The sequence below is a fragment of the Leucobacter faecis genome, assembly GCF_054456695.2.
On the sequence record NZ_JBTJER020000002.1, the window covers coordinates 352,909 to 379,120 of the forward strand.

Sequence of the window (26,212 nt, forward strand, 5' to 3'; positions counted from 1 at the left end):
GTCGTGAATGCTGTCGCAACTGCTGTCGCAACTGCTGTTGTGTCATGTGTGGTGCCGACCCAGTGGCACCACGATGGGCGATCCGGCCACCGGATCAGTGATGATTTCGGCCCGCAACCCGATCACCTCGCGCACGTAATCACGCGTGACGACCTCGCGTGGCTCGCCCACCGAGTGGATCTGGCCGTCGACAACCGCGACGAGCCGATCGGCGTAGCGCGCCGCGAGGTTGAGGTCGTGCAGCACCATGACGACGGTGGTGCCGCGGGCCCGATTAATGTCGGTGAGCAGGTCGAGCACCTCGACCTGGTGCGCGATGTCGAGGTAGGTGGTGGGCTCATCGAGCAGCAGTATGCTCGGCTCTTGCGCGAGCGCCATGGCGAGCCAGACACGTTGCCGCTGCCCGCCCGACAGCTCGTCAACCGGTCGGTCTGCGAGCTGCGCCACCCCCGTCAGGGCAAGCGCCTCTCGCACGGCTGCCTCGTCGCCCTCGCCCCACCGTCGCACAAGGCTCAGGTGCGGGTGCCGGCCGCGACGCACCAGGTCGCGGGCGCTCACCCCCTCGGGCACGATCGGGCTCTGCGGCAGCAACCCAATCACACGGGCAACGGCCTTCGCGGGGCTGCGGTGCAGCACATCACCGTCGAGCAGCACCTGCCCGCTCGACGGCGCTAGCACCCGCGCCAGGGTGCGCAGAAGCGTTGACTTACCGCAGCCATTCGCCCCGACGATCGCGGTGATCACGCCAGGTTCGACGGCATATTCAAGCTCACGCAACACGGGTGCACCGCCGTAGGTCACGGTCAGTGCGTGCGCCGCGAGGGAGTGGCCCCGCGCCTGAGCGACTGTACGATTCACGTTGCCTGCCTTCTGTCAGGGTTGAGGGCGGCCGGTTGGCTCGCCTGGCCTCGCTCGCTGAGCGAGCCCCGGTTACTGCGTTTGTGGCGTTGCGCCGGGGATCCGGATCGAAGGCGCCCCGCGCCCAGCAGCAGCAAGATGAGCGCCGGAGCGCCTACTGCCCCGGTGATCACGCCCACCGGATACCGGTGGGCGAAAAGCAGCTGCCCCGCGAGGTCGCCCCAGAGCACGAGCGCGGCTCCCACGAGCGCGGCGCTATACAGCGGCGCCGGCCCGCGACCGTGCAGCCTGGCGGCCACAGGACCGGCCAGGAACGCGACGAACGAGATAGGACCAGCCGCCGCCGTGGCCGCGGCAAGCAACACCACCGCCACCGCCATGAGCGCCCACCGGGCAGCAGCGGGGCGCATGCCGAGGCCAGCCGCAAGGTCATCCCCCAGCTGCAGCACCCCGAGCGTGCGAGAGCTCAGCAGCAGCACGGGCACCACCACGCCACACGTAACGGCAAGCGGTGCAATCGCCTCCCACGTTGCCCCGTTAAGGCTGCCAGCCAGCCACTGCATGGCGCCCTGCATGTCCCATGACGAAGCGCGCGACAGAATCAGCGCGAGCAGACTCTTCAAGATCGCGGCCGCGCCAATACCGATGAGGATCATGCGGGCCGTGGCGGCGCCGGGCCCCGCCGCGAGCCAGGTAATGAGCGCGGCTGTGACGAAGGCACCTCCGAGTGCCAACAGTGACACGGTGCCGCCCTGCGCGCCGAGCACGACGATGCCAAAGGCCGCCGCCGTACCAGCACCGGCGCTAATGCCGATGACGTCGGGTGAGGCGAGCGGGTTGCGCAACAGCGATTGAAACACGGCACCCGCAAGGCCAAATGCCGCGCCAGCGAGCAGTCCGAGTACGGCGCGCGGCAGGCGCAGCTCTTGCACGGTGAACACGGCCTCACCGCTGCCGCCGAGTGCCCGCACAACTTCGGCGAGGGGCACCGGAGTCGTGCCGAGCGCCAGCGTCGCCGCGAACCCCGCCGCGCAAACGATGGCGAGCACGAGGGCCACGCCCCGGTTCATCGCACACTCCCGGATCGCTTGCGCACGATCCAGATCAGCACGGGGGCACCCATGATCGCCGTCACAATGCCCGCCTCAACCTCGCCCGGCGGCATCACCACGCGGCCGAGCACGTCTGCGCTCACGAGCAGCACCGCGCCCGCAACCGCAACCACCGGTACGAGCCGGCGGTGATCCGGCCCGATAAAGAGCCTGCACGCGTGCGGCACGATGAGCCCCACGAACCCGATGGGCCCGGCGAGCGCGGTCGCAAGACCCGCCAGCACAATAGCTCCCGCCGTGATACACAGGCGGCTGCGGCCCAGCCGCTCCCCAAGCCCGGCGGCCAATTCGTCGCCCAGTGCGAGCGCGTTCATGGACCGCGCCAGCGCGTAGGCGGCGATGAGGCCAAGCCCAATGATGGGGGCGCTCCACCGCAGCTGTTCCCAGCTCGCACCGCCCACACCACCGATCTGCCAGGAACGAAACGACTCCATCGCGTCGGGCCGAGGCAAAATGAGCGCGCTCGTCACCGACGCACTCATGGCAGAGATCGCCGCGCCACTCAGCACGATCTTGAGCGGCGACGCCCCGCCCCTACCCACCGCACTCAACACGAACAGCAGCGCGGCAGCGGCAGCGGCTCCGATAATGGCCGCCGCGGTCACCGCGAGGGGCTCACGCGCGCCGATCACCGTGAGGGTCACCACGACAGCAAGCGCAGCGCCGCTTGTGATACCCATCACCCCAGGGTCGGCCAGCGGGTTGCGGGTCACCGCTTGCAACGCGAGACCCGCCACTGCGAGCGCAGCCCCCACCAGCATCGCGAGCCCCGTACGGGGCAGCCGCTGAACGATCGCGGCTTCGCCAATCGTGTCCGTTTGACCGGCGAGCGCACCGCCAATGTCGTCGAGACTCACGCCGCGCGCTCCAATGGTCACCGACGCGAGCGCCGCAATCGCGAGCACGAGTACCGCGACGGCCACCGACACCGCCGTGGTGCGAATCGCGGCAGCGGTCATTAGATGCCAGCGGCGAGCGCGTCGAAGTAGCGCTCGATGCCCCAGCCAATCGAGAGCGGTGAGGGGTTCGCCGACGCAGCAAGCGGTGTTGCGTCGGGCAGCACCGCGATATGCCCGGCCTGCACCGCCGGAATCTGCGACAGCAGCGGGTCAGCTTGGAGCTTCGCAACGAGGTCGCCCTCCGGGTCACCGTACGTCACGAGCACGTCGACGTCAGAAAGCCGATCGGCCTGTTCGGCACTAATCTCGGCGTAGAAGCTGCGTGATTTGGCTGACTCTTCGGTGACCACCTCGGGCATGGGCAGCCCGCGCTCGGCGAGAAACCCGGGGCGCGTGTCGTGCGACGTGTAGAACCCGATCTTGCTGAGATCGGCGGGGTCGAGGTATGAGAACAAGAACTTGGTGTCACGCATCTCAGAGTGCTTCGCAAGCGCCGATTCAACGTTTGCGTCGATGTCGGCGATTAGTTGCGCTCCCTCGTCTGGCATGCCGAGCGCTTGCGCATTGAGTTCGATCATCTGCTCGACCGACGTGCCCCACGCCACGTCGGGGTAGGCCACGACGGGCGCGATTTTCGAGAGTGTGTTGTATTCCTCTTGGGTGAGGCCCGAGTACGCAGCCAGAATCACGTCGGGGTCGGTCGCGGCGACGGCTTCGAAATCGATTCCGTCGGTCTCATCGAACAAGACCGGGGTCTCGGCCCCCAGCTCGTCAAGCTTGGTCTCGACCCACGGCAGCACACCGTCTGCATCGTCATCGCCCCACGTGGCCTTGCTCATACCCACCGGCACAATGCCCAGCGCGAGCGGTACCTCGTGGTTGGCCCATGCGACGGTTGCCACGCGCTCGGGCTTTTCTGAGACAGTCGTCTGCCCCAGCGCGTGCTCGATGACGACGGGGTACCCGTCACCCGCGGCAGCGGCGTCGGCCGCGCCGCCCTCGCCTGTTCCGCTCGAACAGCTTGCGAGCGGTACGGCAAGCACGAGTGCAGCGGTGAGGGCAAGGAGGCGTGAGGCGCGCATGGCGCTCCCTTCGGTTGGCTAATCTTCGATTTTGCGCACATCAAAAGTTCATCTGATGTTACAGTGAGTTAGCCTACCCTAACATTCATCGGATGATGCGTTTCAGGTGCAAAAAATCCCCGTGCACACGCTGTTACACGGGGATCCCTGGAAGGCGACGGCGCGGGCCGTCAGTCACGGTAATCGACAGGTCGAGCTACGGGTATTCCTGCAAGCTCAGCCCGTACGCGCGCAGTGTGAACCGGGCACCGCTGGGCCTGGTGAGTTCAAGCTCACGCTCGCGCAGCCGCTCAAACCCCATGCGCTCATACAGTCGGCACGCACCCGCCATCTCATTCGTCGTATTGAGCACGAGGCGAGACGCACCGCGCGAGCGCGCCGTCTCAATCGCGTGCCGCATCAAGAGCGCACCGATGCCGCGCCCGCGGGCCGCATGCGACACGGCGAGCAGCCGCACGTCGCACTCACCCACCGCGGCAACATCGCTCAGCACGCGCCCCGGCTCGGGAAGCGTCACCGTGCCGCACAGCGCACCGGTCGCGTCATCGACGGCCACCCACACCTGCGCCGCCTCGGCGCGCGCAGCAACGTCTTCGATCTCAGCAAGATACTCGGCAGGCTGGCCCGGGTAATCCTGCTCGTAGGCGCGGCGGGCGAGCGCACCCACTTCACCGGTCTCTTCGCTCCGGATCAGCCTGAGCGTGACCCCCGCATCACGTTTTGGGGCGGTGCGAGCTGAAGCCGTGTCGAACTGGTGAACCTCTGAAACGATCGCCTGGTTCACGGGCGGGGTGCGCCCGGAACCGTGAAGTCTGGCTGACCGTCGGCACGCGCAGGCAGCGGCCGCCCATCAGCAAACGTCGGCCACGGCAGCAGTGGTGCTCCTGACTGTGACGCGTTCTGCGACGCGGGCTGCGACGCGGGGTAACCCTGCTGCGGGTACCCCTGCTGACCGTAACCCTGCTGACCGTCACCCTGCTGTGCGCGGTAGGGCTGCGGGGTGACGTAGGACTGTTGCGTGGGGTAGGGCTGCTGTGCCTGCTGCGCCCGTGCTGCGCGCGCGGCGTCACGATCCTGCGCGCCATACGACCACCGCAGCAGAAGTGTGATCGACAGGCCCAGCGCCGTAAGAATCAAGAGCGCGGTCGCGATCTTCCAGTAGATGTCGGGGATCACAAGATCGAACGCTTCAATACCAACCGGGGCGGTAAACAAAATGCCCGCCAGCACCGCCAGCACACTGGTAATAAACGCGAAGCGCGTGACGACCGCGGGCAACCTATCACCGGTCTTGAGCAGCAGCTGGCAGCACACGATCACGAGCCGCGTGACCAGAATGACGAACACCGACTTCCAGAAGATCTCAAACATGAGCCCAAAAGAGGCATACGGCGTCATCCAGATAACGATGAGCAGCAGGCCCAGAATGTATGCATTGGCGATCAGTGCGACGGGCGCATACCACTCAGATTTCTGGCCGCGACGCGTGTCGAGCGCCGTAAACAACACGAACACGGCAAACAACGCGAACGTAGAGAAGACGCGCTCAAACTTGCCCTCGAAATCGCCGATGAACAGCAACGAAATTGACGCAATCGTAAGCCCCGCGAGCAACGCGATACTGACTTTGAGAAACGTACTCAGGCGAGGGCCATCGTGAACCTTGCCGCGCTTGGCGGGCTTCGCTGGTTTCGTGGGAGCTGCAGGCTGCTGCGCCTGAGGCTGCGCTTGAGGCTGTGCGGGCGCCTGCGCCTGGTGCTGGCCGCTCGACGAAGTCTGCACCGGTGGCTCGTGGCGCGCGTTTGTGTCACTCATGTCTTCTAGTTTCGCGCGTTCTGCTGTGATTATCTACCGCGCGTCAGCCTGCGGTGTGGGGGCGCCTCGGCGGGGTAGACTGTTCGTGTACCTTTCGGCCCAAATTTTGGTGCCGATCCTACAGAGCGATTAACGGAGCACCCCGAGCGTGACTGACATCGACGAGGCCGTAACCGGCCCCCGCCCCGACACTGTTGCAGATGCCATTGCAACGCCTGAGAAAGAGCAGCCGTTCGAATCGCTGGGCCTCAAGCCCAACGAGTACGAACAGATCAAGGAGATCCTTGGTCGTCGCCCCACGTCGGGCGAGCTCGCGATGTACTCGGTGATGTGGTCCGAGCACTGCTCGTACAAGTCGTCGAAGCCCTACCTGCGCCAGTTCGGCCAGAAGGTGAACGACAAGATGAAGGAGCGGCTGCTCGTCGGCATGGGCGAGAACGCCGGCGTCGTCGACATCGGTGAGGGCTGGGCCGTCACGTTCAAGGTCGAGAGCCACAACAGCCCCTCGTACATCGAGCCCTTCCAGGGCGCCGCCACTGGTGTGGGCGGCATCATCCGGGACATTATTTCGATGGGCGCGCGTCCCGTTGCCGTGATGGATCAGCTGCGCTTTGGTGCGATTGATCACCCCGACACGCACCGCGTCGTGCACGGCGTCGTCGCCGGCATCTCGTCCTACGCCAACTGCCTGGGCCTGCCCAACATCGGTGGCGAGACGGTCTTCGACGCAAACTATCAGGGCAACCCCCTCGTCAACGCCCTCGGCGTGGGCGTACTGCGCCACGAAGACCTCCACACCGCTAACGCGTCGGGCCTGGGCAACAAGGTTGTCCTCTTTGGCGCGCGCACCGGCGCCGACGGCATCGGTGGTGCCTCGGTCCTCTCTTCGAGCAGCTTCGAAGAAGACGGCCCGTCGAAGCGCCCCGCCGTACAGGTGGGCGACCCCTTCGCTGAGAAGGTGCTCATCGAGTGCTGCCTCGAAATGTTCCACGGCGACCTCGTTGAGGGTATTCAGGATCTTGGCGCGGCCGGTATCTCGTGTGCCACGAGCGAGCTGGCAGCTAACGGCGACGGCGGCATGTTCGTCTCGCTCGACAGCGTGCTGCTGCGCGATCCGTCGCTCACCGCTGAGGAGATCCTCATGTCGGAGAGCCAGGAGCGCATGATGGCGATCGTGAAGCCTGAGAAGCTCGATGCGTTCCTCGCTGTTGCCAAGAAGTGGGACGTTGAGACGAGCGTGCTCGGCGAGGTCACCGACACCAACCGCCTCATCATCAACTGGCGCGGCGAAGAGATCGTCAACGTCGACCCGTCGACCGTTGCCGTCGACGGACCCGTCTACGATCGCCCCGTGGCGTACCCCACGTGGATGGATGAGCTGCAGGCCTCGGGCGTGCGCGCATCGGGCCTCGCCCGCGCCATCTCGGGTGACCAGCTGCGCGAGCAGCTGATCCGGGTCGCTGCGTCGCCCAACCAGGCAGACGTGTCGTGGGTGACCAACCAGTACGACAAGTACGTGCTCGGCAACACGGCACTCTCGTTCCCCGATGCTGCGGGCATGATCCGCGTGGATGAAGAGAGCGGCCTCGGCATCGCGATCTCGACCGACGCAAACGGTCGCTACAGCTACCTGGACCCGTACGTCGGCGCACAGCTTGCGCTCGCCGAGTCGTACCGCAACGTCGCCACCACTGGCGCCGTGCCCACCGCGATCACCGACTGCCTCAACTTCGGCAGCCCCGAGGACCCCGAGGTGATGTGGCAGTTCTCGCGCACCGTCGAGGGCCTGTCTGACGCGTGCCTCGAGCTCGAGGTGCCCGTCACCGGCGGCAACGTCTCGCTGTACAACCAGACCGGTGACACGGCGATCTACCCGACCCCCGTGGTCGGCGTCATGGGCATCATCGACAATGTCGCGCGCCGCGTGCCTTCGGGCTGGCAAGACGAGGGCGAGCATCTCTACCTGCTCGGTGTCACCCGCGACGAACTCGACGGCTCGGCCTGGGCAGAGACGATCCACGAGCACTTGGGCGGCACACCGCCGGTCGCCGATCTGCCTGCTGAGCGTAAGCTCGCTGAGCTGCTGCACGCGGCTTCGCAGGGCGGCATTCTCTCGGGTGCGGTCGACCTGTCTGAGGGTGGCCTCGCACAGGCTCTCGCCGACGGTGCGCTGCGCTTCGGTGTGGGCGCCCGCGTCTGGATCGATGAGATCATCTCGCGCGACGGTGTCGACGAGACCGCGGCGATGTTCTCTGAGTCGCAGGCCCGCGTGCTCGTGGCCGTGCCGCACGAGGAGGACGTGAAGTTCCGCGGCCTGTGCGAGGGGCGCGACTACCCCGTGCTGCGCATCGGCGTGACCGACGGCCTGGGCGAGAACGCGGCCATCGAAGTGCAGGATCGCTTCACGCTGCCGCTTACTGAGCTCAGCGCCGCCACGCGCGCGACGCTTCCGTCACGCTTCGGCCCCGTCGTGGGCGAGTAACAAAGCGCATCACAAGTACGCCCCCTTCGGGTTCGAAGGGGGCGTTCTTGCGTGTTGGCCCGTGGTTTTGAGCTTGACGATCGCTACTTACTGGCCGCGAGCAGCTCGCGCACGCGCTCTAGCACGCGCGTGTGCAACTCACCAGCGGCGAGCGACGCGTCAAGCACGAGATAACGACCAGGATCAGTGCGCGCAAGCGCCAGAAACCCGGCCCGCACCGCAGCGTGAAACTCCACGGCCTCGGCCTCGAGCCGGTCGGCGGCCCCGCCGCGCGCAGCGCGCCTGGCCGCCGCAAGCTCGGTGCTCGCGTCGAGCAGCACCGTGAGATGCGGCCAGAGCCCGCCGGTCGCCCACTCGCTGATGCCGCGCACCTCAGCGACGTCGAGCACGCGGCCCGCGCCCTGGTAGGCCAGCGAAGAGTCGATGTAACGATCCTGAACGACAACCGCGCCGCGGTCGAGCGCCGGGCGCACCAGCTTCGCAATGTGCTGCGCGCGATCGGCGGCGTAGAGCAGCGCTTCGGCGCGAGCATCAACCGCGCCGATCTCGTCACCGCCGTGCAGCAGAAGCTCGCGCACGCGCGCGCCGAGCGGCGTACCCCCCGGTTCGCGGGTGCGCACGACCTCGCGGCCGCGCGCTTCAAGCCAGGTAGCGAGCAGCTCTGACTGCGTGGTCTTACCCGCGCCGTCGCCCCCCTCAAACGTGATGAAGAGGCCGGGCTCCGTCACACTGCTCACTCTGCCGCCGTCGCCGCAGCGGCAGCAGCTTCAGCAGCTTCAGCGGCTTTCTTCGCGGCGTTCGCCTTGCGCGTCTCGGCGGCCTTCTTTGCTGCTGCTGAACGTGCGGGGTCGACTGTTTTGGCTGCCGCGGTCTTGCTCGCAGCTTTCTTCGCGGCGGGCTTCTTGGCGGGTGCCTTCTTCGCCGCAGCCTTCTTGGCCGGGGCTTTCTTCTTCGCCGGCCCCTTAGCGCGCTTAATCGCGAGTAGTTCCACGGCGCGCTCAAAGGTCAGGTCTTCGACGCTATCGCCGCGCGGCACGGTAGCGTTGGTCTCGCCGTCGGTGACGTACGGGCCGAAGCGGCCGTCTTTCACCTTGACAGGCTTGCCGCTCACCGGGTCTGCGTCAAACTCCTTGAGCGCGCTCGCTGCTTTGCGCCCGCCGTACTTGGGCTGCGCAAACAGCTCCTGCGCGCCGGCGAGATCGATCGTAAAGATGGCGTCTTCGCTGGCGAGCGAACGCGAGTCGGTACCCTTCTTAATGTAGGCACCGTAGCGGCCGTTCTGCGCCGTGATCTCGGCACCCGACTCTGCGTCGACCCCCACCACGCGCGGCAGATCGAGCAGCGCTACAGCGGTCTCGAGTTCAACCGTCGCCGGGTCCATGCTCTTGAACAGTGAAGCGGTGCGCGCCTTCTGCCCCTTGGGAAGCTCTTCGCCCTCTTCGAGCAGCTCGGTGACGTACGGGCCAAAGCGACCGTTTTTAGCGGCGATGCGCTTACCCGTCACCGGGTGCAGGCCGACGATGCGGTCTTCGAGCGGCTCGGCTTCTGCAAGCTCGTGCGCCCGCGCGGGAGTGAGCTCGTCGGGGGCCAAACCGTCTGGAATATTGACGCTGCGGGGCTTCAGCACGCCCTCTTCGTCGGGCTCGCACTTGTCGTCGAGCACCTCGAGGTAGGGCCCATACTTGCCGTTACGCAGCGAGATCTTGTCGTCGATCTTGATGGTGTTGATGGCGCGTGCATCGATTTCGCCGAGGTTATCGACGACACCGCGCAGGCCCGGGTGAGTATCGCTACCGAAGTAGAACTCGCCGAGCCACTTGCTGCGGTCTGCGTCGCCCGCCGCGATGCGGTCGAGGTCGTTCTCCATTGACGCGGTGAAGTCATAGTCAACGAGCGCCGAGAAGTGTGTCTCGAGCAGGCGCACCACCGAGAAGGCGATCCAGCTTGGCACGAGTGCCTGCCCCTTCTTCGACACGTAACCGCGATCCATGATCGTGCTAATGATCGCCGCATAGGTTGAGGGGCGTCCGATGCCGAGCTCTTCGAGCCGCTTCGTGAGGCTCGCCTCGGTGTAGCGCGGCGGCGGGCTCGTCTCGTGCCCCTTCGCCTCGGTGTCGGTGACGTCTAACTTCTCACCCTGCGTGAGCTGCGGCAGGGTCACATTCTGCTCGGAGTCGCCGCGCTTCTCGTCGCGTCCCTCCTCGTATGCGAGCAAGAACCCGGGGAACGTGATGACGGTGCCACTCGCGGTGAACTCGGCGCGCGTGGCCGCGTCGCGGCCAGCTTCGGTGACGCTCACGGCCAGGGTAACCGTGTCGGTCGAACCCTTCGCGTCAGACATCTGGCTCGCAACCGTGCGCTTCCAGATCAGCTCGTACAGCGCGTACTCGCCCTGTGTGAGCTTGCCTTTAAGCAAACTTGGGCGCTCAAACACGTCGCCCGCGGGGCGAATTGCTTCGTGAGCCTCTTGCGCACCCTTCGACTTGCCGGTGTAGACGCGCGGCTTCTCGGGAATCGTATCGGCGCCATACAGCTGCGCGGCCTGTGACCGGGCGGCCGTGATCGCCTGCTTCGACAGCATCGGCGAGTCCGTACGCATATACGTGATGTGACCGTTCTCGTACAGCGACTGCGCGTACGACATGGTCTGCCGCGAGCTGTAGCGCAGCTTACGCGACGCCTCCTGCTGCAGCGTCGACGTGGTGAAGGGAGCCGCCGGGCGCCGCGTGTGCGGCTTCGTCTCGATCGACACGACATCTGCCTGTGTGCCCTGCGCGCACAGCTGCGCGAGGCCCTGGGCGCGCTGCTTCTCGAGCAGGATCACGCCCGCCGTCGCCGACTTGGCCTTGAGCGCGCCGTCATCGCCGAAATCACTACCTGTGGCGACGCGCTGCGCGTCGAGCCGCACGAGGCGTGCCGCGAACTGGGTGGCGTTTGCGGGGGTAAAGGTAGCCGAGAGCGACCAGTACTCGGCCGCGTTGAACGCCTGCCGCTCACGCTCGCGATCAACTACGAGGCGGGTCGCCGCCGACTGTACGCGGCCGGCCGAGAGCTTGGGGGCAACCTTGCGCCACAGCACCGGTGAGATGTCATAGCCGTATAGGCGGTCAAGGATGCGCCTGGTTTCTTGCGCGTCGACGAGCGCAATGTCGAGGTCGCGCGTGTTGCGGCTCGCCTCGTCGATTGCCTCACGGGTGATCTCGTGGAACACCATGCGCTTGACGGGCACCTTGGGCTTCAGCACCTCAAGCAGGTGCCACGCGATGGCCTCGCCCTCGCGGTCCTCATCAGTTGCGAGCAATACTTCATTCGCATCTTTCAGAGCTCGCTTGAGTTCGGCGACGGTCTTCTTCTTGTTGTCGTTGACCGCGTAGTAGGGGGCGAAGCCGTTATCGACGTCTACCGCGAACTTGCCAAACGGTCCCTTCTTGAGATCTGCGGGCAGCTGCGACGGTTCAGCGAGGTCACGAATGTGCCCGACCGATGCGATGACTTCATAGTCGGGGCCCAGGTATTCGCCGATCTTCTTCGCCTTGGTCGGCGACTCGACGATCACGAGCTTCTTCGTGCCCTTCACGGGTCTCCTTCGTACGTACCTCATTCGTGACACCGTCAGGGGTCTGACCGATGCGTCTGCAACTGCTTATGCACCGCCACGATACACATATCATCCCGAGAATCCGCACGCGGCTCAGGCCTCTCCATTATGACCCCATCTGCGGGTTTGAGTTACGGCGGCCCTATAAAGACGAACGGATTGAGGTCTGGAAACGAGTTTTCTGGGCGCGTCGAGAGCGTGAAGTGGGTGTGCGGGCCCGATGTACAGCCGCTCATACCGGCGGCCGCCACCGGCTGGCCCGCGGCCACCCGTGCTCCCACCGTGAGCCCCAACCCGCGCACTGACCCAGCGGCAATGTGATTGTGCGAACTGAAGATAGTTCTCCCCTCATAGTCGTGACGCATGATGATCGTCTCGTTCGTGCCGCGCCACCAGCCCGGGTTCTCGCGGCATACCTGGGGCATCCCGCCCCCGTCTGGTCCCATCGCGATGACGACGCCGTCGTAGGGGGCAAGTAATTGGGTGCCAACAGGGGCCGCGAGGTCGATCGAGAAACCGTCGTGGAACCCCTGAGCGACGCCACCGCTCGCGGCGGGCCAAGCCCATGCTCCCGCGCCGTACGCTGGCCCTTGGTCCATCACGACACCTCCGGCTCGGGCGCGGGCGGTGACCGCGCCAATCGGGGTGTTGATCGAGAGCTCAATTCGGGCTTCACCGTGCTGTGGCACAAGGTCGCAGCGTTCGACGGTTGCGCCGGCGCTGCGCGCCACCTCCGCCGCCGCGTCACAGGCCTCGCTGTCAAGCCACCCTGTGATCGCGTCGGCGGCGGCGAGCGCCGCCGCATCGGCTGCGCCGGTCACCCGCTGCGCGCTGACGAGGTGGCTGCCCGCCGCCAGCACCGGGAGCCCGAGGCACAGTGCGGCAGCGACGCATCCGACAAGTGCTGGTGCGCTCACGATGTCTCCTTTCGGTGTAGTGGTTCACAAGTAGCGCAGTCCACATAAGGCCAGCTACGCCTCGAGTGACCCCCTGACTCCTACTAACTCGCTAGAACCGTTCAGCTTCATCGGTCACGGCCGCGCAGCCTGTACCGGTAAGCGAGAGAGCAGCGAGGGGGCCACCCACGGGGCTCGCACGCAGGGTGATGCACAGGAGCGCGCCGTCTCGTGCGCGCTCGACGCCTACGCCCGGCCCCGCCGCCGTGACTCGTTCTGCTGCCAGGGTGTCGTCACCTCGCGCTTCGAGACGGGCAATGTCGGCCGCCGCGGCGGCAAGCGTGAGCCTGTTGGTTGCGATGACAATGCCACCGATGACTAGCCCGAGCACAACGAGCACTGCGGGCACGACGACCGCGAACTCTGCTGTTACGGTGCCGTGGTCGTCGCGCCACCGCGCACGCCCGGCGCCCCGCGCACGCTCTGAGCCCCACGCACGCGCTGAGCCCCACGCACGCCCGATGCTGTGCGTTGCTGCTGTGCACTGTGCTCGCATGTGATCACCGCCGCCTCATTTGCCCACTGCCCCCGGCAGGCACCTACCCGGCCGCCCCTAAAGCATCTTCAACGAGCTGCACAAGCATCGCGCGAATCTCGGCCGACCGTAAGATCGCTACGAGTAACCCGGCAAAGGCCACGGCCGCCATGATGACAATCGCGTACTCGGCTGTCACCGCGCCATCGTCGTCGAGGCTGGCACGCGCCACACGTGAATGCAGGCTGGCACGCCCCCGCCCCCACCACGACCGCGCTCGGCGGCGCCTAGGTGTTACGAAGTGGAGCGTGTCACCCTGTGCTGTCACGGGGGTCTCGATGCCGTCGTCGTGCGGTGTCGGCACGAGCTGCAGTCTGGTCTCCATGGGAAGTCTCCCTATTCAATCCAGTGCACGGCCCGGCGGCTGCCGGTGTCACCATGGTGCCCCGTATTAGTCGGTCACGGGGCAGCAAAAACGTATCTGTGGATAGCTGGACCTTTTGGTCCGATTCAGTGGCCTGTGGACGACCTATCAACGAACGGCCAACAAACGGCCAACGACGGCCAACGAACGGCTCGACCCGACGTTTTCACCCGCGCAGCATCGACAGCACGACGGGCACAACCCCCACCAGAATGAACGAGGGCAGCACGCACACCGCGAGCGGAATCAGCACCCGTATGCCGAGCTGCTCGGCCTCGCGCTCAAGCCTTGTGTGGGCGGCCGCGCGTTCGGTCTCGGCTTCTTCGAGGAGCAGCGCTGCAAGCGGCACGCCTGCCTCTCGCGCCGCCCCGATGGTGCGCCTGAGCGGCCCGCTCGCCAGAAACCGATCGAACGGCACCCACTCGACGCCGAACCGGTCGACCACGTCGGCGAGCAGCTTGGGTGCATCGCCCGGGTCGCTGCCGGCACGCACCACGATCCAGGCGAGCTCGCACTCAAGCCCGGCAACGTGGTCGCCCTGTTCAACCTGCCGCTGCAACATACGCGCCCACCCCACTCCGCACGCAAGCAGCACGGCCCCTGCACTCAACAAGACGGCCCCCACTGCGCTCCCCAGAATCGGCGCCGGATCAAACCCCAACAGCAGTCCCAGCAGAAGCGCGAGCGGCGGCAGCGCAGCCACGGTGAGCACGGTGGCTTTGGGGCCGGCCAGGATCACGCTGCGTCGTTCACGCAAACGCTCGAGCGTTGCCAGCGCGTCACTAATGCGAGAGAGGGCAGGACCGAGCGGGGCGCCGCCCGTCACTGCGAGCTGCCAGGCCGCAGCGAGCACGCGCCACTCGGGCCCGTGGCCCTGCGCGAGCGCCCCGGCTGGCGCTTGCCCCGCGATCACTCGGCGCGCGATCCGCTTCGTTTCTGGGCTGCTGCCAGCGTCTTGCTCAAGCAGCTCGAACATGCGCTCGGGGGCAACGCCACCCGCCAAGAGCGTGCCCATCTGCCGGGCGCTGCGTGCAACGTCTTCGCCTGCTCTGGGTTCACTCATGGGGCGCCCTCGCCCCGTGTGCGCTGCGCGGCCCATTCGAGACACCCACTTCGAGCGCACCCGCCGCCCCGAGCCGTAGCTCGCCAATCGCGACGACCCGGTGCCCCCGCACGCCCCGCTCGACGTGCACCACGGCGTTTAGCGCCGACACCGCCTGGCGCGCAAGTGCCTCGGGTGCAAACCCCGCGAGCGACCCGAGCGCTTCGAGCCTGGCGGGCACATCGGCGAGATTCGAGGCGTGCAGCGTGCCCGCGCCGCCATCGTGCCCCGTATTGAGCGCGGTCAGCAGCGTCACAATCTCGGCGCCGCGGCACTCCCCCAGCACGATCCGATCGGGCCGCATGCGCAGTGCCTCGCGCAGCAGCCGCTCCACCCCGACTTCGCCGACTCCCTCGGCGCTCGCGGGCCTGGCCTCCAGCGCGACCACGTGTGGGTGACGCAACCGCAGCTCGGCCACATCTTCTATCGTCACGATGCGTTCTCCGGCCCCGCAGCGATCAAGCAACGCGGTGAGCAGCGTCGTCTTGCCGCTCGCGGTGCCGCCCGTGATCAAAAAGTTGCGGCGCGTCTCGACGAGACGCGCCAGCTGCCACGCGGTCTCGGCATCACAGAGGCCGCCACGCACGAGCGCCGCAAAATCTGGGGCCGTAAGGCTCGGGATCCGGATCGACACAGCAGCACCCGCCACGCTCACGGGCGGCAGCACCGCGTGCACGCGGATCCCGTCGCCGAGCCGCACATCTGCGCAGGGCTGTAGTTCGTCGAGGTGCCGGCCGCCGGCCGCGATGAGTGCGGTCGCGAGGCCGCGCACCGCCGCGGGGGTCGCCTCCCAGTCAGACACGCGCTCGAGCCGCGCACCGCGATCAAGCCACAGCTCGCCGCGCCCGGCACGCACCTGCACCATAATGTCGCGCAGCTCGGGTTCATCGAGCAGCGGTAACAGCCCGCCGAACGCGCGACGCGCCGCAAGCCCCAGGGCCACGCTGCGCGTGGGCACCGGGGCCACCCGCGACCCGCTGGCCGCCGCTGCGAGCACCGACATAGCACCAGCCAAGCAGTGATCAAGCCCCCGCGGGGGCGCAAAACATAATCTGTGTATAACTCATTGTGTTTCGCTCCCTGACGCCCCCTGTGAGCGGAGTGCTGTCGAAGGTATACGCTGGATTGGTATTCACTAGCATCGCTGGAGCCTGCAAGAGCCCGCGGTGTGCACCACCACATGATCGGATAAGGGCGTCCATGACTGAACAGACCGCAACCATCGAGAGCCACCCCGTGCAGCACGGTGACCACGCAGAGACGTACCCCCCGTCGGCAGCGTTCACGCAGCAGGCCACGGTCAACGATTCGTCGGTGTACCTGCGCGCGGCGCAAGACCCCGAGAACTACTGGGCCGATGAGGCACAGAACCTGCAGTGGACGAAACCGTTCACCGAAATTCTTGACTGGACGAACCCGCCCTTCGCGAAGTGGTTCGCCGACGGCGAGCTGAACGTCTCAGCGAACTGCCTCGACCGGCACGTCGCAGCGGGCCTCGGCGACCGTGTCGCCATTCACTTCGAGGGCGAACCGGGCGACTCCCGCTCCATCACCTATGCAGAGCTCACCCACGAGGTGAAGCGCGCCGCCAACATGCTCACCAGCCTTGGCGTCACCGCGGGCGACCGCGTCGCCATCTACATGCCAATGATTCCCGAGACCGTGGTCGCGATGCTCGCGGTCGCCCGCCTGGGGGCTGCGCACTCCGTCGTGTTTGGCGGGTTCAGTGCCGAGAGCCTGCGCGCCCGCATTGACGACGCCGAGGCGAAGCTCGTGATCACGGCCGACGGCGGTTACCGCAAGAGCCGCGTCTCAGCGCTGAAGCCGACCGTCGACGATGCCCTCGCGCTGCACGACGGCGGCAGCTCTGTCGAAAAGGTGCTCGTCGTCGAGCGCACCAAGAACGACATCACGATGCACGAGGGCCGCGACCTGTGGTGGCATGAAGAGATCACGGCGTTTGACGGCGAGCACGACGCCCAGGGCTTCCCCGCCGAAAACCCGCTGTTCATTCTCTACACCTCAGGCACGACCGGCAAGCCCAAGGGCATTCTGCACACCTCGGGTGGCTACCTCACGCAGGTCGCCACGACGCACCGCAACGTGTTCGATCTGAAGCCCGAGACCGATGTCTACTGGTGCACCGCCGATATCGGCTGGGTCACCGGCCACAGCTATGTCGTCTACGGCCCGCTCGCAAACGCCGCCACGCAGGTGATCTACGAGGGCACCCCCGACACCCCCAACTGGGGCCGCTGGTGGGAGATCATTCAGAAGTACGGTGTCTCGATCTTCTACACCGCCCCCACCGCGATCCGGTCGTTCATGAAACTGGGGCGCGAGCTGCCAGATCAGCACGATCTTTCGAGCGTGCGCGTGCTGGGCTCTGTGGGCGAGCCGATCAACCCCGAGGCTTGGCGCTGGTACCGCGAGGTCATCGGCGCCGGATCAGCTCCCATCGTTGACACGTGGTGGCAGACCGAGACCGGCGCGATTATGATCGCGCCCCTGCCCGGGCTCACGAGCCTGAAGCCCGGCAGTGCGCAGGTGCCGCTGCCCGGTATTGCCGCGACCGTCGTCGATGACGACGGGAACGCGGTCGAGAACGGCCAGGGCGGGCTGCTCGTGATTCAGCGGCCGTGGCCCGCGATGGTGCGCACCATTTGGGGTGACGACCAGCGGTTCATCGACACCTATTGGGAAAAGTTTGGCGACCGCTACTTTGCGGGCGACGGCGCGCGCCTCGACGAAGACGGCGATGTGTGGCTGCTCGGCCGCGTCGATGACGTGATGAACGTGTCGGGGCACAGGCTTTCGACCGCCGAGATCGAGTCAGCGCTCGTCGAGCACGAGTCGGTCGCCGAGGCCGCCGTGATCGGCGCGAGCGACGAGACAACAGGCCAGGCCGTCGTCGCGTACTGCGTGCTGAAGGCGCAGCAGACCGCGCTGAATGATGAGAACGCCGAGGTCGAGCTGAAGAAGCACGTCGCCGCGCACATCGGCGCGATCGCGCGCCCCCGCAACGTGTACGTGGTGACCGAGCTGCCCAAGACCCGATCGGGCAAGATCGTGCGCCGCATTCTCAAGGACCTCGCCGAGGGCCGCGAGGTGGGCGATGTCTCAACCCTCGCAGACACGGTCGTGATGACCGCGATTCAAGACACGATCGCGGCGGGTAAGTAGCCACTTGCGCAAAAACGGCCGGCGATGGAATGTTCCACCGCCGGCCGTTTTCGTCGAATCACGCGTTAGTCGGTGACCCGAAACGTGAACTCGATCTCGACGGGCGCGTCGAGCGGCAGCACCGACACTCCTACCGCCGAGCGCACGTGAATACCCAGGTCACCGAACACACGGCCGAGAAAGACCGATGCGCCGTTAGCGACGGCGGGCTGCGCCGTGAACGAGGGGTCTGACGCCACGAACGCCGTCACCTTGACCACCTGCGAGATCTTCTCGAGCGAACCCAGCAGTCCGCGGGCGGCCGCGAGACCGTTAAGTGCGCACAGCCGCGCCATCTCTTCAGCGTCTTCGAGGGACACGAGACCTTCGCCCTCGCCCACCTTGCCGGTCACAGGCAGCTTGCCGTCTACAAACGGCAGCTGACCGCTCGTGTACACGTAGTCTCCCTCGCGCACAGCGGGAACATAGGCAGCTACGGGGGCCGCCACCTCGGGTACCACGTACCCCAGTTCAGCGATCCGCTCATCAATCACAGCAGACATTTCAGGCCTTCCTCTTCAGATATGCAACATTGCCACCGGCAGGTCCTTCAATGATCTGCACGAGCTCCCACCCCTGGGCGCCCCAGTTGTTGAGGATTTGGGCCTCATTGTGCAGCAACAGCGGGGTCACAAAGTACTCCCACTTGGGTGTTTCGTTGGTATCGCTCACGTGCAGATCTCCCTGTTTAGCTTCGGTACCGGCATGAATTAGCGACGAGTTTTGACCCGTTTTGCAGGGCCAAAGAACTGTTTTGCCAGCTACGTCGCCTAGTCTAGATTCTATGACCCGTCAGACAAACCCGTCTTCACGTGTGCGTTCAGTGAAGCCGCGCACCGCTGGTGGCGCCCTCGGAGGCATTTTCGGAGCAGTAGCAATGAGCCTCATTGCTGGTGTTCTTGTCACCGCAGCGGTCACCCCCGTCGTCGCGATTAGCGGCGTTACGGCCAACACTGCCATCGATATTTTCGAGAAGCTGCCGAACCACCTCAACCCCGGCCGTCTCGCCGAGCCCTCCACGTTGTACGCGTTGGCCTCAGACGGCACCGAGGTAAAGCTCGCCGACTTCTACGACCAAGACCGTGAGACGGTCACCTGGGACGAAATTCCCCAGTTCGTCAAGGACGCCGCTGTGGCAGAGGAGGACCCGCGCTACTACACCCACGGTGGTGTCGACGTTCTCGCGACCGCACGCGCGGTGCTGCAGAACGCGGCGGGCGGCAACAAGTCGGGTGCCTCGACGATCACGATGCAGTACGTGCGTAACGTGCTCATTCAAGAGGCGATCGCGATTCCCGACAAGGAAAAGCAGGACGAGGCCTATGACAAGGCCATGGAGCAGACGACCGATCGCAAGCTGAAAGAGATGCGGTACGCAATCAGCATCGAAAAGCAGTATGCGAAAGACGACATTCTGCTCGGCTACCTCAACATCGCGCTCTTCGGTCGCCAGATCTATGGCATCCAGTCGGCCGCGCACTACTTTTACAACAAAGACGCCAAAGATCTGACGCTCGCAGAGTCAGCAAGCTTGGTGGCGATCGTCAACAACCCGTCGAGATACCAGATCGACGTCGAAGAGAACATTCCGGCGAACACCGAGCGCCGCAACAAGATTCTCGACAGCATGCTCAGGCACGGCAAGATCACTGAGGCCCAGCACGAAGAGGCGATTGCAACTCCCGTCACACCGACGATCACCCCGCGTGAGGCAGGCTGCTTCCTCGCTGAGAAGAACTACGGTGTCGGCCACTTCTGCGATTACGTGCAGCGGTACATCAAACAGGACCCCAACTTCGGTGACAGCCCTGAGGACCGCGAATTCAACTTCAGCCGTGGCGGCTACAAGATCATGACGACGATTGACCTCGATATGCAGGCCTCAGGCCTCGAGGCGATGCACAACAACGTGCCCGCGCTCATGGATGGAATCAAGGTCGGTGCCGCGACATCGAGCGTCGAAGTTGGTACTGGCCGCGTGCTCGCCATGCTGCAAAACCGGCCGTACAGTAACGCGCAAGCCTTTCTCGATTCCAACCCCGAGTACACCGGCATTAACTACAACACCGATTTCGAGTACGGCGGCTCGAACGGCTTCCAGGTCGCTTCGACGTTCAAAGCCATCACCCTTGCCGAATGGATTCGTACCGGCCACTCGGTGCGCGACATCGTGAACGTAAACTCGCGCACAGTGCAAGAGAACTCGATTCGCGCGTCGTGTATGCCAGACGGTGTCTACGGCTGGGGTAGCTTCCCATTCACGAACGATAACGAGGGTACGCGCGGCAACCAGCCTGTCCTGACTGCGATCGCAAACTCGGTCAACGGTGGCCTCGTATCGATGCAGCAGAAGATGGATCTCTGCGAGACCTTCGACACTGCTAAGAAGCTCGGCATTCACCGCGCATCGAAGCAGACCGACCCGAACCTGCCCAACTACGACACAACCGAGCTCACCATGGTGCCGTCAAACGTATACGGCGGTATTGATGAGATCGCGCCCATCACCATGGCTTCGGCCTACGGCGCGTTCGCGGGCGACGGCACGGTGTGCACCCCCGTGCCCATCGACAGCATCGTCGACTCCGACGGTAAACCGGTCAACTTCACGAAGAGCAAGTGTTCTGAGGGGGTCTCCCCCGAAGTAGCGGCGGGTGTCGCGTACGCCCTGCAGTATGCCGTCACGAACGGCCTTGCAAGGCACGCACAATCGGAGTTCGGTGTGCCGCACCTCGCCAAGACCGGCACGAGTGATGATGTCATCGATAACTGGACCGTGGGCGCTTCGACGCGCGTCTCGACTGCCACCTGGGTAGGTAACGCAGACCCCATTCTGCAAGACGACGGCGTATACCGTCGCGTGTCGACCCAGTACTTCGGCGACCTGATGACCGACGACCAGCGCCTCTGGCGAGGTGTCATGTACGCGGCCGACGCCAAGTACGGTGGCGAGGCGTTCCCGCAACCTTCTGAGGCGTCCGTCAAGCAGACACTCGTGCCCGTGCCCGATGTGAAGGGCAAGTCATTCGAGGACGCGGTGAGCTTGCTCACGAGCGCAGGCTTCGACGTCACCGAGGGTGGCGAGGTCGATTCGTCGATGCCCAAGGGCATGATTGCAGGTAGCGATCCGGCCGCGGGCGAGAAGGTGGGGCTGGGCTCCAGCATCACCATCAACCGTAGTAACGGCGAGGGAGCGGTGATCCCCGACGGGCTCGTCGGTGACACCGGCGACGGCGCGAAGTCGAAGTTGCGTAGCGCAGGCTTCGACAGCGTAAACTTCGTGTGCAGCGCAGACGGCAAGGCAAACCCGGGCAAGGACAAGGTCGCTTCGGTCGAACCTGGCAGCGGCACCGAGGCGCGCATGAGCGCCACCGTGACGCTCACCCTCGACTGCTCTGGCAAGAAGAAGGACGACTAACCCGTGGCATCACGCCTAAAGCCCGCCGCGGTAGCTCTCACAGCTGCCGCGGCGGGCGTCGCCGTCTGGTCGACCGTCATTGAGCGGCAGCTGTTCACCGTACGGCGCCATGCTCTGCCGCTTCTGGCGCCGGGCCAGGCCCCGCTGCGCGTGCTGCAGCTGTCTGACCTGCATCTAGCCCCCTGGCAGGCCCGCAAGATTGACTGGGTGCGCTCCCTCGCACAGCTCGCCCCCGACCTCGTCGTACTCACCGGTGATCTGATGGGCCACCTGCAGGCCCGTGGCGCACTACTCTATGCGCTGAAGCCCGTGATTGAGGCCGCGCCCACCGTGTTTGTGCACGGCTCCAACGACTACTACGGGCCGATCTTCAAGAACCCCGTCAAGTACCTCATTGAGCCCAGCCGGCTCTCGACGCGTAAACCCGACATCGACAATGCTGCCCTCACACGGGGACTCGAAGGTCTCGGTGCGATCAACTTGAACAACACGGCGACCACGCTTGAACTGCGCGGCACCAGGGTCGACCTGATGGGATTGAACGACCCGCATATTCGCTACGACAATGTGGCCCACATGCGCGAAGGTCTCGCGGGGCTTAGTGCCCAGCGCTCCGCGCAGCAATCGCTGCGCCTCGGAGTAGTACATGCCCCCTACCAGGAGCCGCTCGGCGCGTTCTTGGATGACGGCGCCGACCTGATTCTCGCCGGCCACACACACGGTGGCCAGGTGCGGCTACCGGGTGTCGGCGCGCTCACCGCGAATTGTGATCTACCTAACGACCAGGCGCGCGGCATGAGCGTCTGGTACGACGCTCACCGAGCGGCCTTCCTCAATGTGAGCGCGGGCCTTGGCAACTCGATCTACGCGCCCGTACGCTTCGCGTGCAGGCCAGAGGCAAGCCTCATCACGCTCGAGGCTGCCCAGTAGTACCAACTGCGCAAACAAAATCTCGGGCCGGATCAACATGATCCGGCCCGAGATTTTTGACGTCTAGGTCTTTACGCAGCGAGCTTCTTCGCGGCGACCAGCTCAGCGAGCTGCACCGTGTTGAGCGCTGCGCCCTTGCGCAGGTTGTCGTTTGAAATGAAGAACGTGAGGCCACGGCCCGCGGGGGCCGACTGGTCTTCGCGGATCCGGCCCACGAACGAGGGATCCTGGCCTGCAGCCTCAAGCGGCGTCGGCACATCGCTCAGTTCGACGCCGGGGGCGCTGGCGAGCACCTCACGTGCGCGGTCGGCCGAGATCGGGTTCGCGAACTCGGCGTTGATCGACAGGGAGTGGCCGGTGAAGACGGGCACGCGCACGCAGGTGCCCGAGACGAGCAGCTCTGGGAGCTCGAGAATCTTGCGGCTTTCGTTGCGCAGCTTCTTCTCTTCGTCGGTTTCGCCCTCGCCGTCCTCAACGATTGAGCCGGCGAGCGGCAGCACGTCGAATGCGATGGTCTTCGTGTAGACCTGGGGGGCCGGAAAGTTGACGGCGCGACCGTCGTGCACGAGCCCCTCGATGCCGCCCGCTTCGACCGCCGCGACAGCCTGGCCCGCGAGCTCACGAGCGCCAGCGAGGCCCGATCCCGAAACCGCCTGGAACGTCGTCACGATGAGTCGTTCGAGGCCTGCCTCGGCGTCGAGCGCCTTCATGACCGGCATCGCGGCCATGGTCGTGCAGTTGGGGTTCGCGATGATGCCCTTAACGGCCTCATCGATCGCGTGCGGGTTCACCTCGCTGACGACGAGCGGCACCTCGGGGTCGAGTCGCCACGCGCTCGAGTTGTCGATCACCGTAGCGCCCGCAGCGGCGAATGCCTCAGCGTACTCACGCGACGCCGCGCCACCCGCCGAGAACAGCACGATGTCGAGGCCCGACTTGTCGGCCGTCGCGATGTCTTCGACCGTGACCTGCTGGTCACCGAACGCGAGCGTCGTGCCAGCGGAGCGAGCGCTCGCGAAGAAACGAATCGAGGCGACGGGAAATTCACGCTCGAGAAGCAGCTGGCGCATCACCGCGCCGACCTGGCCGGTGGCACCGGCGATACCGATTGAAAGACCCTGCTGTGCAGCCATGTGGGGCTCCTGTTTCTGTTGAACTGTCTAGATATGCGCGAGCGCGCGGCACGTTAAGCGCACCGCGCGCTCACACTGAACGTTTTGTGTGTTGGGGTCGGGTATGAGCCGACTTACCGGCCGGTGCCCGCGTACACGGTGGCGTCGTGGTCTGAGTCGAGCCCAAACGCGGTGTGCAGCACCTGCACTGCCTTGTCCATCACGTCGGCGCGCGTCACGACCGAGATGCGAATCTCTGAGGTCGAGATCATCTCGATGTTGATGCCCGCTTCATACAGGGTGCGAAACAGCTTGGCCGAGACACCCGAGTTGGTGCGCATGCCAGCGCCCACAACCGCGACCTTGGCGATCTGGTCGTCGTACTGCAGCGCCTCGAACTCGAGCGCCTCACGCTCTGCTTCGAGCGCATCGATCACGCGCTTGCCGTCGCCGACGGGCAGCGTGAACGAAATGTCGGTGAGGTTCGTGTCGGCGGCTGACACGTTCTGCACGATCATGTCGATGTTTGCCTTCGTCTTAGCGACGATGTCGAAGATCTGCGCGGCCTTGCCTGGAATATCTGGCACCCCGCCGACGGTAATTTTCGCTTCGCTCTTCTCAGCGGCGATACCTGTGATGATCGGATCTTCCACCTGATCTCCCTTCGGGTGCCCCTTTGCGGGGTCGTAAACGATTGTTCCCTCTTCGCCTGAAAACGACGAGCGTACGTGCAGCACGACGCCGTGGCGACGCGCGTATTCAACTGCGCGCAGGTGCAAAATCTTGGCGCCCGAGGCCGCGAGCTCGAGCATCTCTTCGGCCGAGATCACATCGATCTTGCGGGCTTTAGGTACGACGCGGGGGTCGGTCGTATAGATGCCGTCGACGTCGGTGTAGATCTCGCACACGTCGGCGCCGAGTGCTGCAGCGAGGGCAACCGCGGTCGTGTCTGAGCCGCCGCGTCCGAGCGTCGTGATGTCGCGCGAATCTCGGTTGAAGCCCTGAAAGCCCGCAACGATCGCGACAGCGCCCTGATCGAGCGCCTCTCGCACACGGTCGGGCGTGACGTCGACGATCTTGGCCGCACCGTGCTCGGCCGTCGTAATCATGCCAGCCTGGCTGCCCGTGAACGACAGCGCCTCAATGCCCATACCCTTGATGGTCATCGCGAGCAGCGCCATCGAAATACGCTCGCCTGCGGTGAGCAGCATGTCAAGCTCACGCGGGGCGGGAATGGGCGTGCACTCGGCCGCCAGATCCATCAGCTCGTCGGTGGTGTCGCCCATGGCACTCACTGCGACGACGACATCGTTGCCCGCACGGCGGGTTTCTACGATGCGCTTCGCCACGCGCTTAATGCTCTCGGCGTCAGCAACTGACGAACCCCCGAACTTCTGCACAATCAAAGCCACGCGGGTTCCTCCTCAAATTTCTACGCCAGCGTCTAGTCTAGCGAACCTGCTCGACTGGTTCGTACATATCGCCTCGCCTGCCGGGCCGAGCCGTCACACCGCGTCACATAAACTGCGTCACATCATCTGGCCCGCAGCGCTGTACACGGCGGTGAGCCAGATACCTCCGAGGGCCACCGCCGCCATCGCGAGAAAGAACACTGCCATCCAGATCAAGCGGCGGCGCCCCCGCTTAGTCACGATGCGCACGATCACCATCGCTAAGAAGAGCATGAGCACGGTCGCCGCGGTGCTCCAGCCGACAGTCGCGGCGCCACCCACGGTCGTGAGCGCGATCGCCACCAGCGTGCCGATCGTGATGATCGCAAACAGCGCGCCCATCACGAGCCAGAGTGCTCCTGTCGAGGTCTGCAGCGCGGGCTGATTGCCCATGCGCATCGGATCTTGCGCAGGGTCATAACGCCCGCGGGTCGCGCCGGGCTCGTGTGCATGATCCGGATCATTGGGTTGCGGCCCTTTGGAGTCCCGCTGCTGCATGTCGCGCCTCCTCACTGTTGTCATCTAGTTTCGATGAGGCTGACCCGTTTGGGGAGGGCCTGGAGTCACCCGACCATGGGTACTAAAATGAACAATCTGGCACGCTTTCTCACGTCATCCTGTGGGAGCTGGGTTCCTATGTCATCCTGCGGGAGCTGGGCTCCTACGTCATCCTGCGGGAGCTACCCACCTAGGTCCTCCTGCGGGAGCTGGGCTCCTACGTCATGCTGCGGGAGCTACCCACCTATGTCATCCTGAGGGAGTTGGTCTCCCACGTCATCCTGCGGGAGCTTGCGACTCGCAGGATCCAGACGCTGTATCCGTGTGACGACATTCGGGTTCAACCCTGCTCGCGGTTACACGTAACCGTTGGCTGCCGCGTAAGCCCGCTGCTCGGCGGGCTTGAAGCGCCTGGATCTCGGGGCACCAGCTCGCATCGCGTAGGTGACGGGAAGTGGTGTCGTGAGCTCGCGCGGTGTGAGTTCGAAGGTCGGGGTGGTTTCTCGTACCGAGGGTGTTGTTCCGAGACCAGAAGGTCGCGTCGTAGCTTGGTCTGCCTGCCCGGTCGGTGGGGCTGGTTCACCGAGAGGAATGGGCGCAGTTGTCCCCTCAGGTCCGGGTGGTGGATGGAGCACGAAGGGGCCGCGCCCGTCGCGGGTGATCTTCCATCCGTAGTTGTGGAGCTGCAAATGGTGGGTGGCGCATTATGACGACCGGTGGATTATGCCGACTCGGGGCGCATTGGCCTTGTAAACACCAGCTTCCCGCGTCTCGACGG

At 65.3% G+C, this 26,212-nt stretch carries 22 protein-coding genes; 4 read left to right on the forward strand and 18 right to left on the reverse strand.

Annotated features, from left to right (window positions below):
• Positions 1 to 42: 42 nt before the first annotated feature.
• The 6 genes from ACXR2W_RS03655 to ACXR2W_RS03680 all read right to left on the reverse strand — a co-directional run bounded on the left by ACXR2W_RS03655 (position 43) and on the right by ACXR2W_RS03680 (position 5,766).
• On the reverse strand, positions 43 to 858 hold the full coding sequence (locus tag ACXR2W_RS03655) for an ABC transporter ATP-binding protein (RefSeq protein WP_458812120.1): 816 nt from the start codon (positions 856 to 858) through the stop codon (positions 43 to 45).
• Positions 855 to 1,928 (reverse strand): FecCD family ABC transporter permease, encoded by a 1,074-nt coding sequence (locus ACXR2W_RS03660; protein ID WP_458812123.1) that lies wholly within the window; start codon positions 1,926 to 1,928, stop codon positions 855 to 857. Before ACXR2W_RS03660 ends, ACXR2W_RS03655 begins: the two co-directional genes overlap by 4 nt.
• Entirely contained in the window at positions 1,925 to 2,929 is a 1,005-nt protein-coding gene (locus ACXR2W_RS03665) for a FecCD family ABC transporter permease (protein ID WP_458812126.1), read from the reverse strand. Before ACXR2W_RS03665 ends, ACXR2W_RS03660 begins: the two co-directional genes overlap by 4 nt.
• Entirely contained in the window at positions 2,929 to 3,951 is a 1,023-nt protein-coding gene (locus ACXR2W_RS03670) for an iron-siderophore ABC transporter substrate-binding protein (RefSeq protein WP_458812129.1), read from the reverse strand. The genes ACXR2W_RS03665 and ACXR2W_RS03670 overlap by 1 nt, the downstream gene beginning before the upstream one ends.
• Before the next feature lie 196 nt (positions 3,952 to 4,147).
• The gene (locus ACXR2W_RS03675; protein ID WP_458812132.1) at positions 4,148 to 4,735 is read right to left on the reverse strand and encodes a GNAT family N-acetyltransferase; all 588 of its coding nucleotides are present in this window, start codon (positions 4,733 to 4,735) and stop codon (positions 4,148 to 4,150) included.
• Positions 4,732 to 5,766: a hypothetical protein gene (locus tag ACXR2W_RS03680; protein WP_458812135.1), complete on the reverse strand. Its 1,035-nt coding sequence runs from the start codon at positions 5,764 to 5,766 to the stop codon at positions 4,732 to 4,734. Before ACXR2W_RS03680 ends, ACXR2W_RS03675 begins: the two co-directional genes overlap by 4 nt.
• 148 nt (positions 5,767 to 5,914) lie before the next feature.
• Here ACXR2W_RS03680 and purL point away from each other — a divergent pair, with 148 nt between their 5' ends.
• Entirely contained in the window at positions 5,915 to 8,248 is a 2,334-nt protein-coding gene (purL, locus tag ACXR2W_RS03685; protein ID WP_458812138.1) for a phosphoribosylformylglycinamidine synthase subunit PurL, read from the forward strand.
• Positions 8,249 to 8,331: 83 nt separating this feature from the next.
• Here purL and tmk read toward each other — a convergent pair whose 3' ends face one another.
• From tmk to ACXR2W_RS03720, 7 genes are all read right to left on the reverse strand, one after another.
• Positions 8,332 to 8,985 (reverse strand): dTMP kinase, encoded by a 654-nt coding sequence (gene tmk / locus ACXR2W_RS03690; protein ID WP_458812141.1) that lies wholly within the window; start codon positions 8,983 to 8,985, stop codon positions 8,332 to 8,334.
• Positions 8,982 to 11,825: a type I DNA topoisomerase gene (gene topA / locus ACXR2W_RS03695; protein ID WP_458812144.1), complete on the reverse strand. Its 2,844-nt coding sequence runs from the start codon at positions 11,823 to 11,825 to the stop codon at positions 8,982 to 8,984. Before topA ends, tmk begins: the two co-directional genes overlap by 4 nt.
• A gap of 152 nt (positions 11,826 to 11,977) precedes the next feature.
• Positions 11,978 to 12,763 (reverse strand): M23 family metallopeptidase, encoded by a 786-nt coding sequence (locus ACXR2W_RS03700; RefSeq protein ID WP_458812147.1) that lies wholly within the window; start codon positions 12,761 to 12,763, stop codon positions 11,978 to 11,980.
• A 91-nt stretch (positions 12,764 to 12,854) separates the two neighbouring features.
• Positions 12,855 to 13,298 carry a TadE/TadG family type IV pilus assembly protein gene (locus tag ACXR2W_RS03705; RefSeq protein ID WP_458812150.1) on the reverse strand — a complete coding sequence of 148 codons (444 nt, stop codon included), beginning with the start codon at positions 13,296 to 13,298 and terminating at the stop codon, positions 12,855 to 12,857.
• A 43-nt stretch (positions 13,299 to 13,341) separates the two neighbouring features.
• Positions 13,342 to 13,662, reverse strand: coding sequence for a DUF4244 domain-containing protein (locus ACXR2W_RS03710; protein WP_458812153.1), 321 nt, complete (start codon positions 13,660 to 13,662; stop codon positions 13,342 to 13,344).
• 205 nt (positions 13,663 to 13,867) lie between these two features.
• Positions 13,868 to 14,764 (reverse strand): type II secretion system F family protein, encoded by an 897-nt coding sequence (locus ACXR2W_RS03715; protein ID WP_458812156.1) that lies wholly within the window; start codon positions 14,762 to 14,764, stop codon positions 13,868 to 13,870.
• The gene (locus ACXR2W_RS03720) at positions 14,757 to 15,806 is read right to left on the reverse strand and encodes a TadA family conjugal transfer-associated ATPase (protein WP_458812159.1); all 1,050 of its coding nucleotides are present in this window, start codon (positions 15,804 to 15,806) and stop codon (positions 14,757 to 14,759) included. The genes ACXR2W_RS03715 and ACXR2W_RS03720 overlap by 8 nt, the downstream gene beginning before the upstream one ends.
• Positions 15,807 to 16,003: 197 nt before the next feature.
• On the opposite strand from ACXR2W_RS03720, the gene acs reads away from it, so the two are divergent.
• Positions 16,004 to 17,986, forward strand: coding sequence for an acetate--CoA ligase (acs, locus tag ACXR2W_RS03725; RefSeq protein ID WP_458812162.1), 1,983 nt, complete (start codon positions 16,004 to 16,006; stop codon positions 17,984 to 17,986).
• Between the two features lie 65 nt (positions 17,987 to 18,051).
• On the opposite strand, the gene ACXR2W_RS03730 is transcribed toward acs, so the two are convergent.
• Both ACXR2W_RS03730 and sp36 read right to left on the reverse strand, forming a co-directional pair.
• The gene (locus ACXR2W_RS03730) at positions 18,052 to 18,528 is read right to left on the reverse strand and encodes a RidA family protein (RefSeq protein ID WP_458812165.1); all 477 of its coding nucleotides are present in this window, start codon (positions 18,526 to 18,528) and stop codon (positions 18,052 to 18,054) included.
• A 1-nt stretch (position 18,529) separates the two neighbouring features.
• Positions 18,530 to 18,697: a Sp36 family protein gene (sp36, locus tag ACXR2W_RS03735; RefSeq protein ID WP_458812168.1), complete on the reverse strand. Its 168-nt coding sequence runs from the start codon at positions 18,695 to 18,697 to the stop codon at positions 18,530 to 18,532.
• A 112-nt stretch (positions 18,698 to 18,809) separates the two neighbouring features.
• Between sp36 and ACXR2W_RS03740 the strand changes: the two genes are divergently transcribed.
• The gene (locus ACXR2W_RS03740) at positions 18,810 to 21,443 is read left to right on the forward strand and encodes a transglycosylase domain-containing protein (protein ID WP_458812171.1); all 2,634 of its coding nucleotides are present in this window, start codon (positions 18,810 to 18,812) and stop codon (positions 21,441 to 21,443) included.
• A gap of 3 nt (positions 21,444 to 21,446) precedes the next feature.
• On the forward strand, positions 21,447 to 22,373 hold the full coding sequence (locus ACXR2W_RS03745; protein WP_458812174.1) for a metallophosphoesterase: 927 nt from the start codon (positions 21,447 to 21,449) through the stop codon (positions 22,371 to 22,373).
• A gap of 71 nt (positions 22,374 to 22,444) precedes the next feature.
• On the opposite strand, the gene ACXR2W_RS03750 is transcribed toward ACXR2W_RS03745, so the two are convergent.
• The 3 genes from ACXR2W_RS03750 to ACXR2W_RS03760 all read right to left on the reverse strand — a co-directional run bounded on the left by ACXR2W_RS03750 (position 22,445) and on the right by ACXR2W_RS03760 (position 25,434).
• Positions 22,445 to 23,506, reverse strand: a complete 1,062-nt coding sequence (locus ACXR2W_RS03750) for an aspartate-semialdehyde dehydrogenase (RefSeq protein WP_458812177.1) — start codon at positions 23,504 to 23,506, stop codon at positions 22,445 to 22,447.
• 113 nt (positions 23,507 to 23,619) lie between these two features.
• On the reverse strand, positions 23,620 to 24,897 hold the full coding sequence (locus ACXR2W_RS03755) for an aspartate kinase (protein ID WP_458812180.1): 1,278 nt from the start codon (positions 24,895 to 24,897) through the stop codon (positions 23,620 to 23,622).
• A 117-nt stretch (positions 24,898 to 25,014) separates the two neighbouring features.
• Positions 25,015 to 25,434 (reverse strand): MFS transporter, encoded by a 420-nt coding sequence (locus ACXR2W_RS03760; protein WP_458812183.1) that lies wholly within the window; start codon positions 25,432 to 25,434, stop codon positions 25,015 to 25,017.
• Positions 25,435 to 26,212: the final 778 nt, after the last annotated feature.

Excerpts from the sequence above, each read along its gene's own strand:
- ACXR2W_RS03660 (WP_458812123.1), bottom strand. The coding sequence starts at position 1,928 with ATGAACCGGGGCGTGGCCCTCGTGCTCGCCATCGTTTGCGCGGCGGGG.
- ACXR2W_RS03665 (WP_458812126.1), bottom strand. The coding sequence starts at position 2,929 with ATGACCGCTGCCGCGATTCGCACCACGGCGGTGTCGGTGGCCGTCGCG.
- ACXR2W_RS03670 (WP_458812129.1), bottom strand. The coding sequence starts at position 3,951 with ATGCGCGCCTCACGCCTCCTTGCCCTCACCGCTGCACTCGTGCTTGCC.
- ACXR2W_RS03680 (WP_458812135.1), bottom strand. The coding sequence starts at position 5,766 with ATGAGTGACACAAACGCGCGCCACGAGCCACCGGTGCAGACTTCGTCG.
- ACXR2W_RS03705 (WP_458812150.1), bottom strand. The coding sequence starts at position 13,298 with ATGCGAGCACAGTGCACAGCAGCAACGCACAGCATCGGGCGTGCGTGG.
- ACXR2W_RS03710 (WP_458812153.1), bottom strand. The coding sequence starts at position 13,662 with ATGGAGACCAGACTGCAGCTCGTGCCGACACCGCACGACGACGGCATC.
- ACXR2W_RS03715 (WP_458812156.1), bottom strand. The coding sequence starts at position 14,764 with ATGAGTGAACCCAGAGCAGGCGAAGACGTTGCACGCAGCGCCCGGCAG.
- ACXR2W_RS03720 (WP_458812159.1), bottom strand. The coding sequence starts at position 15,806 with ATGTCGGTGCTCGCAGCGGCGGCCAGCGGGTCGCGGGTGGCCCCGGTG.
- acs (WP_458812162.1), top strand. The coding sequence starts at position 16,004 with ATGACTGAACAGACCGCAACCATCGAGAGCCACCCCGTGCAGCACGGT.
- ACXR2W_RS03730 (WP_458812165.1), bottom strand. The coding sequence starts at position 18,528 with ATGTCTGCTGTGATTGATGAGCGGATCGCTGAACTGGGGTACGTGGTA.
- ACXR2W_RS03740 (WP_458812171.1), top strand. The coding sequence starts at position 18,810 with ATGACCCGTCAGACAAACCCGTCTTCACGTGTGCGTTCAGTGAAGCCG.
- ACXR2W_RS03750 (WP_458812177.1), bottom strand. The coding sequence starts at position 23,506 with ATGGCTGCACAGCAGGGTCTTTCAATCGGTATCGCCGGTGCCACCGGC.
- ACXR2W_RS03760 (WP_458812183.1), bottom strand. The coding sequence starts at position 25,434 with ATGCAGCAGCGGGACTCCAAAGGGCCGCAACCCAATGATCCGGATCAT.